This window comes from Bacillus sp. FSL K6-1145 (assembly GCF_038003425.1).
Classification (GTDB): domain Bacteria; phylum Bacillota; class Bacilli; order Bacillales; family Bacillaceae; genus Bacillus; species Bacillus pumilus.
The window spans coordinates 2,680,955-2,697,016 of the sequence record NZ_JBBOPC010000001.1 but is presented as its reverse complement, the minus strand read 5'-3'; the positions used below and the strand labels follow the sequence as shown (position 1 = coordinate 2,697,016).

The following is a 16,062-nucleotide window of genomic DNA, read 5'->3' as shown; positions in this document are numbered from 1 at the left end:
AGCCATCATGATTCAAATAGATCCACGAAGCGCTGCGCCAATATATGAACAAATCATTGAGCAACTCAAAATTTTATGTCTAAAAGGTGTAATGAAACCTGGTGACAAACTGCCCTCTGTCAGAGAGCTCGCCACTATTATCATCGCCAATCCGAACACCGTCAGTAAAGCATATAAGGAGCTTGAGCGTGAAGGGATTATTGAAACACTAAGAGGGCGCGGTACGTATGTAACAGAAGAGGCTCGGTTAAAGCTGAATGAAGGGAAGGTATTGGAGATGAAGGAGCAATTAAGACAACTCATTATAGAAGCTCATTATGCCGGTATTGATATTCAACAACTGAAGGAATGGATAGAAGAGATTGGCTCAAGTCTCGAGGGAGGAAATAAAGTTGATTGAGGTTAGAAATGTATCGAAGACATTAAATGGACGTGAAGTACTCAGTAACGTTTCCTTCAAAATAGGCGAAGGTGAGATCTTTGGTTTGCTTGGCAGGAATGGCTCTGGTAAAACAACACTTCTCCGCTTGATTCAGCAAATTCTTCTTCCAGATGAAGGAGAGATTTATTTTAAAGACGTGCTTGTGAAAGACCACCCGTTAGTAAAGCAAAATATTGTGTATATGCCAGTCGTCAATCCCTACTTTGACAGATACAATTACGGGCAGCTTGTCCAGCTGTTAAAGCATATTTACCCGAAGTTTGACGTGACATATGCCAATGAGCTTGTGAATCGCTATGAAATTCCGGAAAAAGTGAAATATCGTGAACTATCGACAGGGTTAAAAAAACAGCTCTCATTAATTTTAAGCTTTGCGATCAAGCCAGCCGTGATTCTGTTAGATGAACCAACAGATGGTATTGATGCCGTCACAAGAAATGATGTTCTTCAGCTCATGATCGACGAGGTAGCGGAACGTGAAACGTCGATTCTCATCACATCGCACCGATTAGAGGATATTGAGCGTATGTGCAACCGAATCGGGTTTTTAGAAGGAAATCAACTCACAAGTGTCATGGATCTAGATGAATTAAAGAATGATTATGTCAAAATCCAGATGGCTTTTGAAGAAGATATGAACTTGAGTATACGAAAAAATGGCGTTGCTATATTAGATCAAGCGGGCATTTTTTATACAGCACTTATTCTTAAAACCGATGTAGAGGCCAAAGAGTACTTGAAGTCGCTGCAGCCAAAAGTATGGCATGAACTGCCTGTGAATTTAGAAGAAGTATTCATTGCAAAGTTTGGAGGGAAACGGAGATGGTAAAGCGGCAATTATTATATAAAGAGTGGAAGCAATCAGAGCTGACATTTATTTTAGTGATGCTGGTTGCGGTGTTTGCGACGCCATTATCTCTCTTTATGGGTTACTCAACTTTTCAAGATTGTTTGAAAAGTCCATCTTGTATAATTGATACAGCAACATTCACTTATATGTTTAACCAAGATGCATTTCTCTCACTTTCATGGATAATGGGAATATTTTTTGCTGTGATTCAGCTAGGATTTGAGAGAAATAAAGGGCAAATAGACTTTACATTATCCTTGCCATTTAGCAGAAGTGCCATCTTTCATTCCAAGTTTTTTTTAGGGGCTGGAATCATTGCAAGCGTTCATGTTGTCTCATACCTTATCATTTATTTACTTAAATTAGGTCTTCATCCAATAGAGACACCTGAGTTCAACAGTCGTTATTTTTATGCACTGTTGTCAGCCTTGATGGTCTATAGTTTATTTTTAGCAGCAGGTACATTAACAGGAAGTGCCATATCTCAAACAATCGTTGGATTCAGTACATCCATTCTACCATTTTTGATGATTGGACTTCCGATCGTTCATTTAGATTTTATCATTAGACCAACTGAGAATTGGATAGATACGAGCTTCAATTATTTGATATCGCCTCTATCTCCAATTACTTATATTACAAATGACTATTTTCAACAGGATTATCAGCGTTGGTTCAATGGTGAAGAATTCATCATTCCACTTGTCATGATGGTCATATTTTACCTAGTTGGTTTGTTTAGCTTTACCAAACATCCAACCGAACGAAATGGGAGGTTCTTCCTCTTTTCAGCGATGGATTGGCCAATTCAAATTATGGTCATCGTGTTCGGTGTTTTAGGTTTTGGCTGGGTTGGCTTCTCTTCCGATTCGTTATTAGGTTATTTTGTCGGCATGATCATAGGCGGCGTTGTAGGTGCACTAACAAGTTATTTCTTAATATATCGAAAAAGATAAACAGAGAGTAGGGGAGTAGAGATGATTCAAGTTCAAGCGTTAGATCATGTGTTTAAAATTGGTAAAAAAGGCAGAGAGAATGAGATTCCTGTGCTGAAAGGGATTGACCTATCCATTAAAAGAGGCGATATAGCTTGTATTGTTGGGCGAAGTGGCTCGGGGAAATCTACCCTATTGAACTTAATTTCAGGATATATTACGCCAACGAGCGGACAAATTGTCATTGATGGTACCGATGTGACTGGGTTTAATGAAAAAGAATGGGCGGACTTCCGCTTAGATCACTTTGGTTTTATCTTTCAAAGCTTTCAATTGATCGGGAGCTTAACGACGTATGAAAATGTTGAACTTCCGCTCACCTTAAAAGGTGTGAAGCCGTCTGAACGAAAGGCGAAAGTAGAAGAAATGCTGAAACGAGTAGGTCTAGAACATCATGCAGGGCATTACCCAAATGAGTTGTCAGGCGGGCAGCAGCAGCGTGTGAGTATTGCAAGAGCCTTGATTTTAAATCCATCTATTATTTTAGCGGATGAACCAACAGGCAGTCTAGATTCAGAAACCGAAGGAGAAATCTTAGCCTTTATCCAGCAGCTTAATCGTGAAAAAGGAATCACGTTTGTCATTATTACACATGACGATGAAGTCGCTTCAATCGCAGATACAACGTTCCAGCTTCATGATGGTGTATTAAAGAAAGGGGAACAATCCATTGAAATTTAGAGATCAGGTCAAATTTATTAGAAGAAACATGAAGAAAAATAGATTGCGTGTGTTTATGACCATTCTTGCGACGACAATGGCATGCTCTTTCTTAATCGTTTTAGCATCTGTCGGTTTTGGTCTGCAAAAATCGGCGCAAGATGAAATCATGAAACAGCAAATCATCACAGAAGTGAAAGTGTTAGGCAAGGAAAAAGGTGACGTCAAGACAGATGATTTAAAGAAATATGATCATGTGAAATCTGTCGTCTCAAGAACGGCGCTCATTCCATTGGTAAACGTCGAGCTCGATGATCGCTCAGGTGAAACGCAGGCTGCTCTAACCGATATGAAAGAAGAAAAAGAAGCAGGGCTTGAGCTAGACCGAGGAAAAGTCCCAACATCAGCGAACGAAATTGTGGTCGGGTATCATATGGCTGAACAACTGTGGACAAAAAAAGAACGCCAAGCCTATGAAAAAAAATTAAATCAGACATCAAATGGCGAAGAAATGCCAGAGGAGCCTAAGGGCTACACGAAAGATATTTTAAATAAAGTGATTCAAGTCAAGGTACCAAAACTCAACGAAGAAAATGAAGTCGTCAAAGAAAAAACATTTGATTTCCGTGTAGTAGGTGTGTTGAAAAAGCCGAATCTGGAGTGGCAAGAGGATCATAAAATTTTTATTCCGAATGCGTATGAAAAGGAATTTGGTCAAGTACTCGATCTATCTCCTGAAGCAGGAAATGTCGAGAAAATGACTTCTGTTTATGCAGATAAATTCGACAATGTCGGTGCACTCACGAATAAGCTGACAGATGAGGGCTATCAAGTCATCTCTGTGACGAATCAGCTCGAAGGAATGGATATGTTCTTTACAGTCTTCAAAATTGGACTTATTTTTGTTGGATGTATTGCGGTCATTATTTCTGCAATTGGTATTTTTAATACGATGACAATGGCAGTAACAGAGCGGACACAAGAAATTGGGATTATGAAAGCCATTGGCGCGAATCCATCGATTATCAAGCGAATGTTCCTCATGGAAAGTGCTTACATTGGGGTGATTGGGTCGATCATCGGTATTATCATCTCATATATCATTAGTTTCGCCGTCAATTTAATCATTCCAGCCATTTTGTCGTCCATGTCAGAGGGAGGGTCAAGCGATCAATTCTCGATCACCTTCTCCTATATTCCGCTCAGCCTTGTAATTACAGCAACAGTGATTAGCGCAGGGGTAGCAATCCTTTCAGGGCTTAACCCAGCACGTAAAGCAACAAAAACGAATGTATTAGCAGCATTAAGAAGAGAAATCTAAAAAAAGAACCTCCTAAGGCACCCAATTGGGCTGACAGGAGGTTCTTTTTTCGTATAGCTATTGCTTAGGTGCCCGGTACCCTGCACGCTCTGCCTCTTCTACAGAGCAGAATAGCTTGGTTACATTCTTTGTTCTAGAGTAGTATCTGCTGCTCGGTGTGTGATAAATACCGTTGACACTTCCTTTGATGTTACAGGCTGCAGATCCTTTTTTTGTTTCCTTCTGTGACTCATGACCGCCTGTGCTTTTTCCTTCATCTTTAGGAGCGGACCGCTGAACGGTAGAAGACTCCGTATCGCTGCTGCTTTTCTTGTTCTCTTTTTTGAGTGTTTCGTTGCTTGAGGCAAGCTTGTCTATTTTCTCTTCAAGCGCTTGAATGGTCTTTTCTTGCTTTTTGATTGTTTCTTTTTCTGAGGTGATGGTTTCTAGCTTTTTCGCTAGTTTTTCTTTATCCTTTGTTGCGTCCTCTAAAGAAGCGGTAAGCTCCTCTTTATCAGCTTTTAAGCGCGTTATGTCAGATGTGAGCTGCTTTTGATCCTTTAACAGCTGTTCTGAAGATGGATCTGCTTGTGCCTTCGGTGCATCTGTGGCAGCAAACGGTAATGACATAATGGAAAAGATGAGACCCAAGATCAAGAAAGGATAAAATAGTTTCTTTGAAAAGATCTGCGCATTCTGGTGTTTGAGTAATAAGAAATTGACGGCATATCCTATGGCAAAACAAACACATAAAAGACCTATGATGAGTAACATCATCATCTAGTAGCCCCCCTACATCCTTTATTACACCTATCATACCTCATTTTCCCATTTTTAGGGGGCGTTTCAACTAAAAAAACCCTGTTTTAGACAGGGCTTTCAGCTAATGGTAATCCTTTGATTGCTTCCTTAACCGTCAAATAAGTGATTGTATCCTGAAAATCTGTATCCAAGTCTTTCATTTTCATTGCAAGCTGCGGTTTGATCCCTGTGATGATCAGTTCGGTTCCGGTTAGATTAAGAAGACGATGTAGCTTGAAAATGCGTGCTGCAACGGAATCATCGACATCGATTAAACCAGAAAGATCGACAATTAAATAATCATCCTTTGAATCATCTAATATACAAGTTAACTTCGCGACAATGGCATCAAAGCGTTCTTCAGATAGTTTTCCAATGAGTGGCAGAGCAGATACACCATTTTTGATTGGGACGATTGGCGTCGAAAGAGAGGTGACTTCCTGTAAGGAATCTTCTAGGAGCTGTTCATATTCTTTCTGTTTCGTAATATCCTTTTGAAAGCCAATGAAAAATGTTTTATCATCTTGTTCAATGTATAGAGGATCTATATTGAGTTCATTCCAAAAAAAAGTACCGTCTTTTTTATAATTTTTTAGCTGTGTGGTAATAGGTGTTTTATTCTGTATTCCATGACGTATTAAATCAAGCTGCTTTTGATCTGTGTCTTTCCCTTGAAGGAATCGACAATTACGCCCAAGAATCTCATCTGGTTTGTATCCAGTCATGTGTGTAAAGCCATGATTCACATAAACGATAGGGTTATCCTCTAAAGAAGGGTCTGTAATGACAACACCGATCCGCGCATGATCTAGCGCTTTTTTTATGAGTTCAAGCTGTTTTTGTAAGCCGAAGATGTTCGAGCTGACCATATTACCCTCCTTTGTTGCTGCTATCAGACATATCAAATGGTTGTCTTTTCAACCAAAGGTATTCCTTACTAACGTAACATAACATATGTTCTGTTTCAACGATTGCAATGGCTTTGTTAAATTTGTCATCATAGTTTGTCCTCCATTAGAATATAGTAAGTAAGGAGACTTTTCTTTAGAAAAAGAAGGAATCAATTGCTCATAATTCATAAAATGACAAAAATAGTCAATATGGATTAGGTAAAAATGATTCCAATGCATCAAGATTGTTTTGGGTCATTCACATATAATGGAAGAAACAAGCTTTTTTTCTTCGTTAGAGAGAATAGACCTTTTACATGGATTATGACGGAACAGCAGAATGGCATTACAGGGGGCTGGACAGCCTGAAGTCGCTTTACTATTCTAAGGGCTTTAGGAAGGTGATGAAAATGCTGCAACAAGTCATTATTGCTTGCGCCATTGGAGGGGTCATGGGCATTCTCGGTCACGTAAAGAAAAAAGGCAGGCTAGAGAAGCCCAGAATGACAAAAAAGTTTATTTATTTAGGGTTTATTGAAGATTGGCTCGTTGGGATGATTGCCGCTACACTGCTTGTCTTATCCTCAAATCCCGATTCTAGTCTGCACTTGGTCATCTTATCAATTATTTCAGGTTACGGAGGAGAAGCAGTTCTGCGAAGCTTTGATTTTGTAAGAGAACAGCATTCACAGAATGCAGACTCCAACCGTCATAACCGATCTCCACACGAATAATATCCTCTACTTTACCCTGATCTAGGGTACATTCCCATTGTATACAAACCTGCTTGCACTTATGATCATAATTCTATAAAATACTACTTAGATGACGGTTACGATAAGAACAGTGAAGAGGAGTAGTAGGAAAGCAGTATTTGTCTTTAGAGAATTGACGGCTGGTGAAAGTCAATCAAATCTGCTTCTGAACTCGCCTCAGAGTTGCAGTTGCGTTAAAGCTTCTGTCGCATGTCTGCGTTAAAGATATTAAGTGAGCGTACAAACAGAAAGTTACGCTAACAAGGGTGGTACCGCGGGAACCAAAAAATCTCTCGTCCCTTTCCAGGGATGAGGGTTTTTTGTTGATTTTAGAAAAATCTGAATTCTTGCAGTGGTCATCTGAGCAGATACAGCCGTACATATTAAAGGAGGTTTTCACATTGAGTTTTCAGCATCGGGAAATTGAAAAGAAGTGGCAGGATTATTGGCTGACACATAAAACATTCGCCACATCTGACTCGGAAGATAAACCAAAGTTCTATGCACTTGATATGTTTCCATACCCATCAGGAGCAGGACTTCATGTCGGGCACCCTGAGGGCTACACAGCAACGGATATTTTATCACGCATGAAACGTATGCAGGGATATGATGTTCTTCATCCAATGGGATGGGACGCATTTGGTCTTCCAGCAGAACAGTATGCGCTAGATACAGGGAATGATCCGGCGGTCTTTACAGAAGAGAACATCAATAACTTCCGCCGCCAAATTCAATCACTAGGGTTCTCATATGATTGGGATCGAGAAATCAACACGACTGATCCAAATTATTATAAATGGACACAATGGATTTTCTTGAAATTGTACGAAAAGGGATTGGCGTATATCGATGAAGTACCAGTGAACTGGTGCCCAGCGCTTGGCACAGTCCTTGCAAACGAAGAAGTCATTGATGGAAAAAGTGAACGCGGAGGGCATCCGGTTGAAAGACGTCCGATGAAGCAATGGATGCTAAAGATTACGGCATATGCGGACAGGCTGTTAGAAGATTTAGAAGACATTGATTGGCCTGAAAGCATTAAAGATATGCAGCGTAACTGGATCGGACGTTCAGAAGGTGCACATGTTCATTTCGAAGTAGAAGGACATGATGAACAGTTTACTGTTTTCACAACGCGTCCTGATACATTGTTTGGGGCAACCTATGCGGTACTTGCACCAGAACATGCACTTGTTGAAAAAATGACAACAGCTGCTCAAAAAGAAGCAGTCGAAGCATATATGAAAGAAATTCAATCTAAGAGCGACTTAGAGCGGACAGATCTTGCAAAAACGAAGACGGGTATTTTCACAGGCGCTTATGCCATCAATCCATTAAATGGTGAAAAGATGCCGATTTGGATTGCAGATTACGTGCTGGCTACTTATGGAACAGGCGCGATTATGGCGGTACCTGCCCATGATGAGCGTGACTATGAATTCGCCAAAACATTTGATCTTCCAATCAAGGAAGTTGTCGAAGGCGGAGACATTGAAAAAGAAGCTTACACAGGCGATGGAAAACACATTAACTCTGATTTCCTCGATGGATTAGGAAAAGAAGAAGCGATTGAAAAAGTCATTGCATGGCTGGAAGAACATCAAAAAGGCGAAAAGAAAGTCACTTACCGTTTAAGAGACTGGCTATTTAGCCGCCAGCGTTATTGGGGTGAGCCAATTCCAATTATTCATTGGGAGGACGGAACGTCTTCAGCTGTTTCAGAGGAAGAGCTTCCACTCATTTTGCCTAAAACGACTGAGATTAAGCCAAGTGGCACAGGTGAATCACCTTTAGCCAATATTAAAGATTGGGTTGAGGTTGTCGATCCTGTCACAGGTAAAAAAGGACGCCGTGAAACCAATACAATGCCGCAATGGGCAGGCAGCTGCTGGTATTTCTTACGTTATATTGACCCGCATAACTCAGAAGAGCTTGCATCTCCTGAAAAGCTGAAGAAATGGCTTCCTGTTGATGTATATATTGGCGGAGCAGAACATGCTGTACTTCATCTTCTATATGCGCGCTTCTGGCATAAGTTCTTGTATGATATCGGCGTTGTTCCGACAAAAGAACCTTTCAAGAAATTGTTCAACCAAGGAATGATTCTTGGGGAAAATAATGAAAAAATGAGTAAATCAAAAGGAAATGTCGTCAATCCAGATGATATCGTAGAATCTCATGGTGCGGATACATTGCGCCTTTATGAAATGTTCATGGGACCTTTAGATGCATCAATCGCTTGGTCTGAAACAGGACTTGATGGTGCTCGCCGCTTCCTTGATCGTGTATGGCGTCTATTCACAAACGAAGATGGCACAATCAGTGATAAAATAACAGAGCAAACTGGAGGCGCATTAGAACGCAGCTATCATGAAACCGTGATGAAGGTGACAGACCACTATGAAGGCCTGCGCTTCAATACAGGGATTTCACAATTAATGGTGTTTATCAATGATGCCTACAAGGCTGATACACTGCCGAAAGAATATGCAGAAGGCTTTGTGAAACTACTTTCTCCAATTGCACCGCATGTAGCGGAAGAGCTTTGGAATAAACTTGGTCATGAAGGGTCTATCTCTTATGAAGCATGGCCGCAATATGACGAGTCAAAGCTTGTCGACGATGAAGTAGAAATTGTCGTACAATTGAATGGGAAAGTGAAAGCAAAATTAACTGTTCCTGCTGATGCAACTAAAGAACAGTTAGAAGAGCTTGCAAAAAATGATGCACGTGTAAAAGAACAGCTTGAAGGGAAAACCATTCGCAAAGTGATTGCGGTTCCTGGGAAGCTTGTCAATATTGTTGCGAATTAATGATGACACCCATCGGTATGAACCGGTGGGTGTTCTTTATTTCCCGGGACATAATTTTGTCGAAAACAAGGTGATTGCACGATCGATCTCGTATGTTAACAGATGATCAACAAAAGGAGGAGTGACGTCAATGGAAAAGGAAAGCAAACGTGAACAACTGCTCAGTCTGTTAGGAGAAATGCCAGAACGCCATCGCGTGGAGGCATATACGTTAAAGGTCGAGGATCGTGAATCGTACGTTATCGAAACACTCATTCTTTCAATCCATGGTGTAGAGGAAGTGCCCGCTTATTTTGTGAAGCCGAAGGATACGGTGAAAAAAAGACCAGTTGTGCTGTTTCAGCACTCTCATGGCGGGAACTACGTCGATGGGAAGGAAGAGCTCATCAAGGGTGCTCATTATTTGCAAGCGCCTTCATATGCGAAAGAGTTCACCTCAAAAGGCTATAGTGTTCTGGCTATTGATCATGCAGGATTTGGTGAGAGAAGAGGAAGAACCGAAAGTGAAATTTTTAAGGAAATGCTTTTAACAGGGAAAGTGATGTGGGGCATGATGCTGTATGAAAGTATGTGTGCAATTGATTATGTGCTGTCTCGACCTGATGTGCTGCCGGACCGGTTAGCTATTTTTGGAATGTCAATGGGCGGGCTTCTTTCCTGGTGGACGGCTGCGCTTGATGAGAGGGTCAGTGTGTGTATTGATCTTTGCGCACAGGTCGATCACCACACATTAATTGAAACGAACAATTTAGACAGGCATGGCTTTTATTACTATGTACCAAGCTTAGCAAAGCACTTTACGGCAACTGATATTCAGGAAATGATTTTTCCAAGGCCGCATTTAAGCTTAGTTGGAAAACTTGATCCACTCACGCCTGCTGAAGGCGTCGCTCGCATTCAAAAGGGATTGAGCCAAACTTATCAAGCGGCTTCATTGAAAGAACGGTATCAGCTTGTTGGTCTTCATGCAGGTCATTTTGAAACAGCCGCTATGCGTCACGAGGCCACTCGATTCTTAAAAAAATGGCTGTAATCTATAAAGGCTTGGACATACTACGTCATTAGAAAGGAGGAGACACATGAAGAAGATCACGATCATTGGCGGGTGCGGTGTGATTGGCCGTATTTTAACAAAAACGCTCTCTTCTGAGTATGAGATCACCATTATTGATCAAACGGGCTGTGTAAAAGGAGACATTTTAGCAGATGCAACGAATGAACAGGAATTATATGAGGCGATTCCGCGAGATACAGATGTCATCATACACCTTTTAAACATGGAGATGACGCATGATGTGATGAATCATGAGGAGTTTGAAAAAATGAATGATATTTTTTGGAGGAGCTCTTATTCTATGTTTCGATCAGCTGCAAGCCTCGGCATACGAAAAGTCATTTTTGCAAGCAGCAATCACGTGACCGATCGTTATGAAAAAGATGGACGCTCCTTACTAGGGAGACATATTACAACAAACGATGTACCTGCGACTCAAAATGTCTATGGCATTTTAAAATTTGCTTCTGAACAACTAGGCCGTTTGTTCCACGATCAAACGGGAATGTCTGTTATCAATTTACGGATTGGAACGGTTGTGACAGATGAGATGGAGGCATTACACGAGAAAGAACGGACGAAACGAACACTTCTTTCACACGAGGATCTAGCACGGATGATAAAGGCAGCGATTGAAACGACCGTTCCCTTTGGGACATATTATGCCGTATCAGAAAACGAAGAAAAGCCTTGGTCTACGGAAAACACGAAGCAGGAGTTAGGCTATAGACCCGATGTAAATACGACGGAAATCCTTGAAGAAAATGATCGGGCATAGGGCATAATCATGTCATTAGCTGATGATCTTATTCTTTTGTTTCATGAGCATAAAAGCACGACTGACAGGATCGACCCAGTTGGACTGTCAAGATGATTATAGACGCTTTCTTCCCCCATTTGTTACATTTTAATCACGATATCGTCACAGGCTGTAGCTTATTTTCGGATAAAATGATAACGCTTACAAAGAAAGGGCGTGATGAACATAGATCGTTCTATTAAAGGCCGATTGTTCAACTTATTTAATTACTCTTTTCTACTCATGTTCGCATTAATATGTGTGCTTCCGTTCATCCATGTCATTGCAGCCTCTTTTGCTACAGTAGAAGAGGTCATCACGAAGAAGTTTATCTTGTTCCCGACCACGTTTTCTTTAGAGGCCTATCGGTATATTTTCTCTACGGATATTGTGTACCGCAGCCTTATCGTGTCCATTCTTGTGACACTCGTTGGAACAGCTGTCAGCATGTTTTTGTCCTCACTCATGGCATATGGGCTGTCTCGTCAGGAGTTAAAAGGCCGGAGAACATTGATGTTTCTCGTTGTCTTCACGATGCTATTTAGCGGAGGTATGATTCCGACGTTTATTGTGGTGAAAACACTTGGTCTACTTGATACCTATTGGTCACTGATTCTACCGGTTGCGATCAATGCGTTCAATTTGATCATCTTGAAAAACTTCTTTCAAAACATTCCCGCAAGCCTTGAGGAATCAGCGAAGATGGATGGCTGTAACGATTTAGGGATTTTCTTTAAAATTGTGCTGCCACTTTCTTTGCCAGCTATTGCGACCATTTCACTTTTTTATGCCGTGACGTATTGGAATACGTACATGACCGCCATCCTGTATTTAAATGATTCAGTGAAATGGCCGATTCAAGTACTTCTAAGGCAGATTGTCATTGTTTCGAGCGGAATGCAGGGAGATATGTCGGATATGGGATCATCCACACCACCGCCAGACCAAACGATTAAAATGGCTGTCATTGTGGTAGCCACCATTCCCGTTCTGCTTGTCTATCCATTTATTCAAAAGCATTTCAACAAAGGGGCATTACTAGGTTCTGTAAAAGGTTAAAAAGAAGGAACAACGGAGGGATCTTATGGGGAGAAAGAAATTATGGTTGATTGCGTTTGTTCTGTTATTTGCAGCAAGCGGTATTTTATCCGCATGTTCAAGCAAAGGAAGTTCATCGGATGAAAAGGTTGATTTAGACAAAAAAGTGAAGCTGACATGGATGGCCATTTTGTATCATCAGCAGCCGCCGAAAGATTCGGTTTTAAAAGAGATTGAGAAGCTCACAAATACAGAACTTGATATTACGTGGGTGCCTGATGCTGTGAAGGAAGACCGGTTAAATTCTGCCCTTGCTGCAGGGAATTTGCCGCAGATTGTGACAATTCAAGACATTAAGAATTCGTCTGCTATTAATGCATTCAGATCAGGTATGTTCTGGGAAGTCGGTCCGTATTTAAAGGATTATCCAAATTTAAGTAAGATGAACGAACTGATCAATAAAAACGCCTCTATAGACGGTAAGCTTTATGGTATTTATAGAGAGAGACCACTTTCAAGACAAGGAATTGTCATTCGAAAGGATTGGCTTGAAAATTTAAATTTGGATACACCAAAAACGTTGGATGATCTTTATGAGGTAGCGAAAGCCTTTACTGAAAAAGATCCGAATCAAAACGGAAAAGCGGATACAATTGGCTTTACGGATCGGAACGATTTGATTTATGGGGCATTTAAAACGCTGGGTTCATATGAGGGAATGCCAACAGACTGGAAAGAAGATAACGGCAAATTCACGCCAGACTTTATGACAGATGAGTACATGAATACGATGAAGTACATGAAGAAACTGCGTGATAATGGCTATATCAACAAAGACTTCCCTGTGACAAGCAAAACACAGCAGCAGGAATTATTCTCACAAGGAAAAGCAGGAATCTATGTTGGAAATATGGTAGATGCTGTGAACTTGAGAGATGACGCGACAGATAAAAACATGAAAGTCGATATCTTGAACCGAATCAAAGGTCCAGATGGCAAAGAACGGGTGTGGGCATCAGGTGGTCATAATGGCATCTTCGCATTCCCTAAAACAAGCGTGAAATCAGAGGCAGAATTAAAGCGAATTTTGGCCTTCTTTGATCGCATTGCAGAAGAAGATGTCTATGGTCTCATGACGTACGGTATAGATGGTGAGCATTATAAGAAAGAAGAAGGGAATACATTTGTCAGGGAAGAAAGCCAAGTGAAAAGCTGGCAGACAGATGTACAGCCGCTTGTCAGTTTAGTAGGCATTGATAAACGTTACTTGAAAAATAAAGGGGATGCGGTTCGTACAAAATATGAAGAGCTGGAAGAAGACAATCAAAAGATCATCGTCGCCAACCCTGCTGAAAGCCTGTATTCAGAAACAGCCTCAGAACGAGGAAATGAATTGAAAAAAATCATCGATGATGCGACCTATAAGTTCATTCTTGGAGACATCAGTGAAGATCAATTTAAGAAAGATGTAGAGAAGTGGAAATCAAATGGTGGCAATAAAATCATTGAAGAATATGAAGCTTCCTTTAAAAAATCAAAATAATCAACATCAACACCCCCGCACAGTTAAAGAGCGGGGGTGTTTCTATTAAAAGTCAAAATTGTCTGGGTCTGGACCGATCCGTTTGTTTTCATTTAAGTCAGAAAGACGTTTCATATCCTCATCAGATAAGACAAAATCAAATATGTCTGCATTTTCTTTTAAACGATGCGCTTTCGTTGATTTTGGAATGGTGATGACGCCTTTTTGCACATCCCAGCGCAAAATAATTTGAGCAGGTGTTTTGCCGTATGTGTCCGAGAGTTCTTTGATCACCGGATGATGAAGCAGTTCCCCCTGCATGAGCGGTGACCAAGCTTCCATTTGAATGCCATGTGTGTTCAAATACGTATAGAGTGCTTCCTGCGTTAGTTTTGGGTGAAACTCGACTTGATTGATAGCTGGTATGATGTCTGCATCTTTTAATAGTTCGTCTAGATGATGCGGCTGGAAGTTGCTCACACCGATTGCTCTCACCTTTCCTTCACGATACAAAGTTTCCAGCGCACGCCAAGCGTCTTTATATTTGCCCTCAACCGGCCAATGGATTAAATATAGATCCAAATAGTCAAGCTGAAGTTTTTTCAAACTTTCCTCATATGCTTGTAGAGTGGATTCATATCCTAAATCGGCATTCCACACTTTTGATGTCACAAAGAGGTCTTCGCGGCGCAGTCCTGTTTCTGCAAGACCAAGTTGTATGCCTCGTCCAACCCCTTCCTCATTGCCATAAATAGCCGCTGTATCAATACTGCGATAGCCTATTTGAATGGCTGTTTTGACGGCGTCTATTAATTCTGCACCATCTTCCACCTTGAATACACCGAGACCAAATCCTGGCATGTGGACTCCATTGTTTAATGTTTTTGTACTTTGTAAATGATTCATATTGAACACTCCTTAGATGGTTTGATTTTGTTCTTGTTGTTCGATTCGAAAACTAATCATCGTGAGAATCGCAGCGATGAGGACCATGATACCACCGACCCAGCCTGTATGCACAAGCCCAAGAGTATCTGTCACGATGCCGCCTAAAAATGAGCCGATGGCGATACCAGCATTAAAGGCAGCGATATTCATAGCGGAAGCGACGTCGACTGCTCCTGGTGTGTATCTTTCTGCAAAATCAACGACAGCTACTTGAAGCCCTGGGACATTCATGAAAGCAAACAGTCCCATCAGCATGACGGTTGCGATGCCTAGCACCGTAAATCCAGCAGTCAAGCTAAGGATAAACAAAATGATGCTTTGGATGATAAACATGTAAATGAGTGCTTTCATTGGCTTCTCATTTGCAGCCTTTCCGCCAATGACATTTCCAGCTGCGATCGTGATCCCGTATAAAAGCAGGATCAATGCCACCGCCCCAGGCGCAAGACCTGTCACATGCTGTAAGAGAGGGGATAAATACGTAAAGACGACAAAGGTTCCTCCGTATCCTGTTGCTGTAATGACAAATAGAAGCAAGATTCTTTTTGTTTTTAATAAAACAGCTTGATCCTTAAATGATGTTTTCACGCCTTGCTTTAATTGAGATGGAACAAGAAAATAGTTAGATATTAGTGCGATCAGACCAATAATGACAATCACACCGAATGATGTCCGCCAGCCGAGCTCATGACCAAGAAATGTCCCGAATGGCACGCCCGTCACAGTCGCTACTGTTAATCCAGTGAACATAAAGGCAATCGCGCTTGCCCGTTTTTCTTTCACTACAAGGCTTGCAGCGATCGTAGAGCCGATGGACATAAAGATTCCATGGGATAAGGCTGAAATGACCCGGCCGATTAATAGCACTGAAAAGGTCGGAGCCATCGTGGCGAGTGTATTTCCAATCAAAAAGACGAGCATAATGAGCAAAAGCAATGTTTTTCTTTTCATCGCTGAAGTCAGAGAAGTCAAAATAGGGGCGCCGAATGTCACACCAAGTGCATATAAAGAGACGGTCCAGCCCGCCTGGCTGACGCTCACTCCAAAGTCCTCTGAAATCATCGGCAAAAGACCGACACTAATAAACTCAGTGGTTCCTATAGCAAAAGCACTAATAGCTAGTGCGAGAAGGGCAAATTGGTTTTGTTTTTTCTTCATGAATCAGTTCACATCCTTCTGTGATGACATTTTG

15 protein-coding genes and 1 other annotated feature are annotated in these 16,062 nt (G+C 41.2%); of the genes, 11 read left to right on the top strand and 4 right to left on the bottom strand.

The features are described from left to right. Nucleotides 1-7 precede the first annotated feature (7 nt). The 5 genes from MHH41_RS13595 to MHH41_RS13575 are packed head-to-tail and all read left to right on the top strand — an operon-like array spanning nucleotide 8 to nucleotide 4,268. Nucleotides 8-400 carry a GntR family transcriptional regulator gene (locus tag MHH41_RS13595; RefSeq protein ID WP_003217551.1) on the top strand — a complete coding sequence of 131 codons (393 nt, stop codon included), beginning with the start codon at nucleotides 8-10 and terminating at the stop codon, nucleotides 398-400. After that, the gene (locus tag MHH41_RS13590; RefSeq protein ID WP_050943515.1) at nucleotides 393-1,271 is read left to right on the top strand and encodes an ATP-binding cassette domain-containing protein; all 879 of its coding nucleotides are present in this window, start codon (nucleotides 393-395) and stop codon (nucleotides 1,269-1,271) included. The genes MHH41_RS13595 and MHH41_RS13590 overlap by 8 nt, the downstream gene beginning before the upstream one ends. Next, nucleotides 1,265-2,248 (top strand): ABC transporter permease subunit, encoded by a 984-nt coding sequence (locus MHH41_RS13585; RefSeq protein WP_335353118.1) that lies wholly within the window; start codon nucleotides 1,265-1,267, stop codon nucleotides 2,246-2,248. Before MHH41_RS13590 ends, MHH41_RS13585 begins: the two co-directional genes overlap by 7 nt. A 21-nt stretch (nucleotides 2,249-2,269) precedes the next feature. Beyond that, complete coding sequence (locus tag MHH41_RS13580) at nucleotides 2,270-2,968, top strand: ABC transporter ATP-binding protein (protein WP_106029001.1); 699 nt, start codon at nucleotides 2,270-2,272, stop codon at nucleotides 2,966-2,968. Continuing rightward, entirely contained in the window at nucleotides 2,958-4,268 is a 1,311-nt protein-coding gene (locus MHH41_RS13575; protein WP_226803841.1) for an ABC transporter permease, read from the top strand. The genes MHH41_RS13580 and MHH41_RS13575 overlap by 11 nt, the downstream gene beginning before the upstream one ends. 57 nt (nucleotides 4,269-4,325) lie before the next feature. Here the strand turns inward: MHH41_RS13575 and MHH41_RS13570 are convergent, their stop codons facing one another. Both MHH41_RS13570 and MHH41_RS13565 read right to left on the bottom strand, forming a co-directional pair. Continuing rightward, on the bottom strand, nucleotides 4,326-5,027 hold the full coding sequence (locus MHH41_RS13570; RefSeq protein WP_340866453.1) for a coiled-coil domain-containing protein: 702 nt from the start codon (nucleotides 5,025-5,027) through the stop codon (nucleotides 4,326-4,328). Nucleotides 5,028-5,113: 86 nt separating this feature from the next. Continuing rightward, nucleotides 5,114-5,917 carry a PAS domain-containing protein gene (locus tag MHH41_RS13565; protein WP_321999471.1) on the bottom strand — a complete coding sequence of 268 codons (804 nt, stop codon included), beginning with the start codon at nucleotides 5,915-5,917 and terminating at the stop codon, nucleotides 5,114-5,116. A 425-nt stretch (nucleotides 5,918-6,342) separates the two neighbouring features. Between MHH41_RS13565 and MHH41_RS13560 the strand changes: the two genes are divergently transcribed. The 6 genes from MHH41_RS13560 (at nucleotide 6,343) to MHH41_RS13535 (ending at nucleotide 13,943) form a co-directional block, all read left to right on the top strand. Then, the gene (locus tag MHH41_RS13560) at nucleotides 6,343-6,672 is read left to right on the top strand and encodes a DUF4257 domain-containing protein (RefSeq protein ID WP_223250657.1); all 330 of its coding nucleotides are present in this window, start codon (nucleotides 6,343-6,345) and stop codon (nucleotides 6,670-6,672) included. 103 nt (nucleotides 6,673-6,775) lie between these two features. Further along, nucleotides 6,776-6,997 (top strand) — a binding site (T-box leader). 97 nt (nucleotides 6,998-7,094) lie between these two features. Beyond that, a complete protein-coding gene (gene leuS / locus MHH41_RS13555; RefSeq protein ID WP_340866452.1) occupies nucleotides 7,095-9,509 on the top strand; it encodes a leucine--tRNA ligase in 2,415 nt (804 codons plus the stop codon). Nucleotides 9,510-9,639: 130 nt separating this feature from the next. Next, on the top strand, nucleotides 9,640-10,542 hold the full coding sequence (locus MHH41_RS13550) for an alpha/beta hydrolase family protein (RefSeq protein WP_106029002.1): 903 nt from the start codon (nucleotides 9,640-9,642) through the stop codon (nucleotides 10,540-10,542). A gap of 46 nt (nucleotides 10,543-10,588) precedes the next feature. After that, nucleotides 10,589-11,341 (top strand): NAD-dependent epimerase/dehydratase family protein, encoded by a 753-nt coding sequence (locus MHH41_RS13545; RefSeq protein WP_106029003.1) that lies wholly within the window; start codon nucleotides 10,589-10,591, stop codon nucleotides 11,339-11,341. A gap of 219 nt (nucleotides 11,342-11,560) precedes the next feature. Beyond that, nucleotides 11,561-12,421, top strand: a complete 861-nt coding sequence (locus MHH41_RS13540; protein WP_087976618.1) for a carbohydrate ABC transporter permease — start codon at nucleotides 11,561-11,563, stop codon at nucleotides 12,419-12,421. A gap of 25 nt (nucleotides 12,422-12,446) precedes the next feature. Continuing rightward, the gene (locus MHH41_RS13535) at nucleotides 12,447-13,943 is read left to right on the top strand and encodes an extracellular solute-binding protein (RefSeq protein ID WP_137055383.1); all 1,497 of its coding nucleotides are present in this window, start codon (nucleotides 12,447-12,449) and stop codon (nucleotides 13,941-13,943) included. A gap of 45 nt (nucleotides 13,944-13,988) precedes the next feature. On the opposite strand, the gene MHH41_RS13530 is transcribed toward MHH41_RS13535, so the two are convergent. Both MHH41_RS13530 and MHH41_RS13525 read right to left on the bottom strand, forming a co-directional pair. After that, entirely contained in the window at nucleotides 13,989-14,828 is an 840-nt protein-coding gene (locus MHH41_RS13530) for an aldo/keto reductase (RefSeq protein ID WP_050943528.1), read from the bottom strand. A gap of 12 nt (nucleotides 14,829-14,840) precedes the next feature. After that, a complete protein-coding gene (locus MHH41_RS13525) occupies nucleotides 14,841-16,028 on the bottom strand; it encodes an MFS transporter (protein WP_137055381.1) in 1,188 nt (395 codons plus the stop codon). Nucleotides 16,029-16,062: the final 34 nt, after the last annotated feature.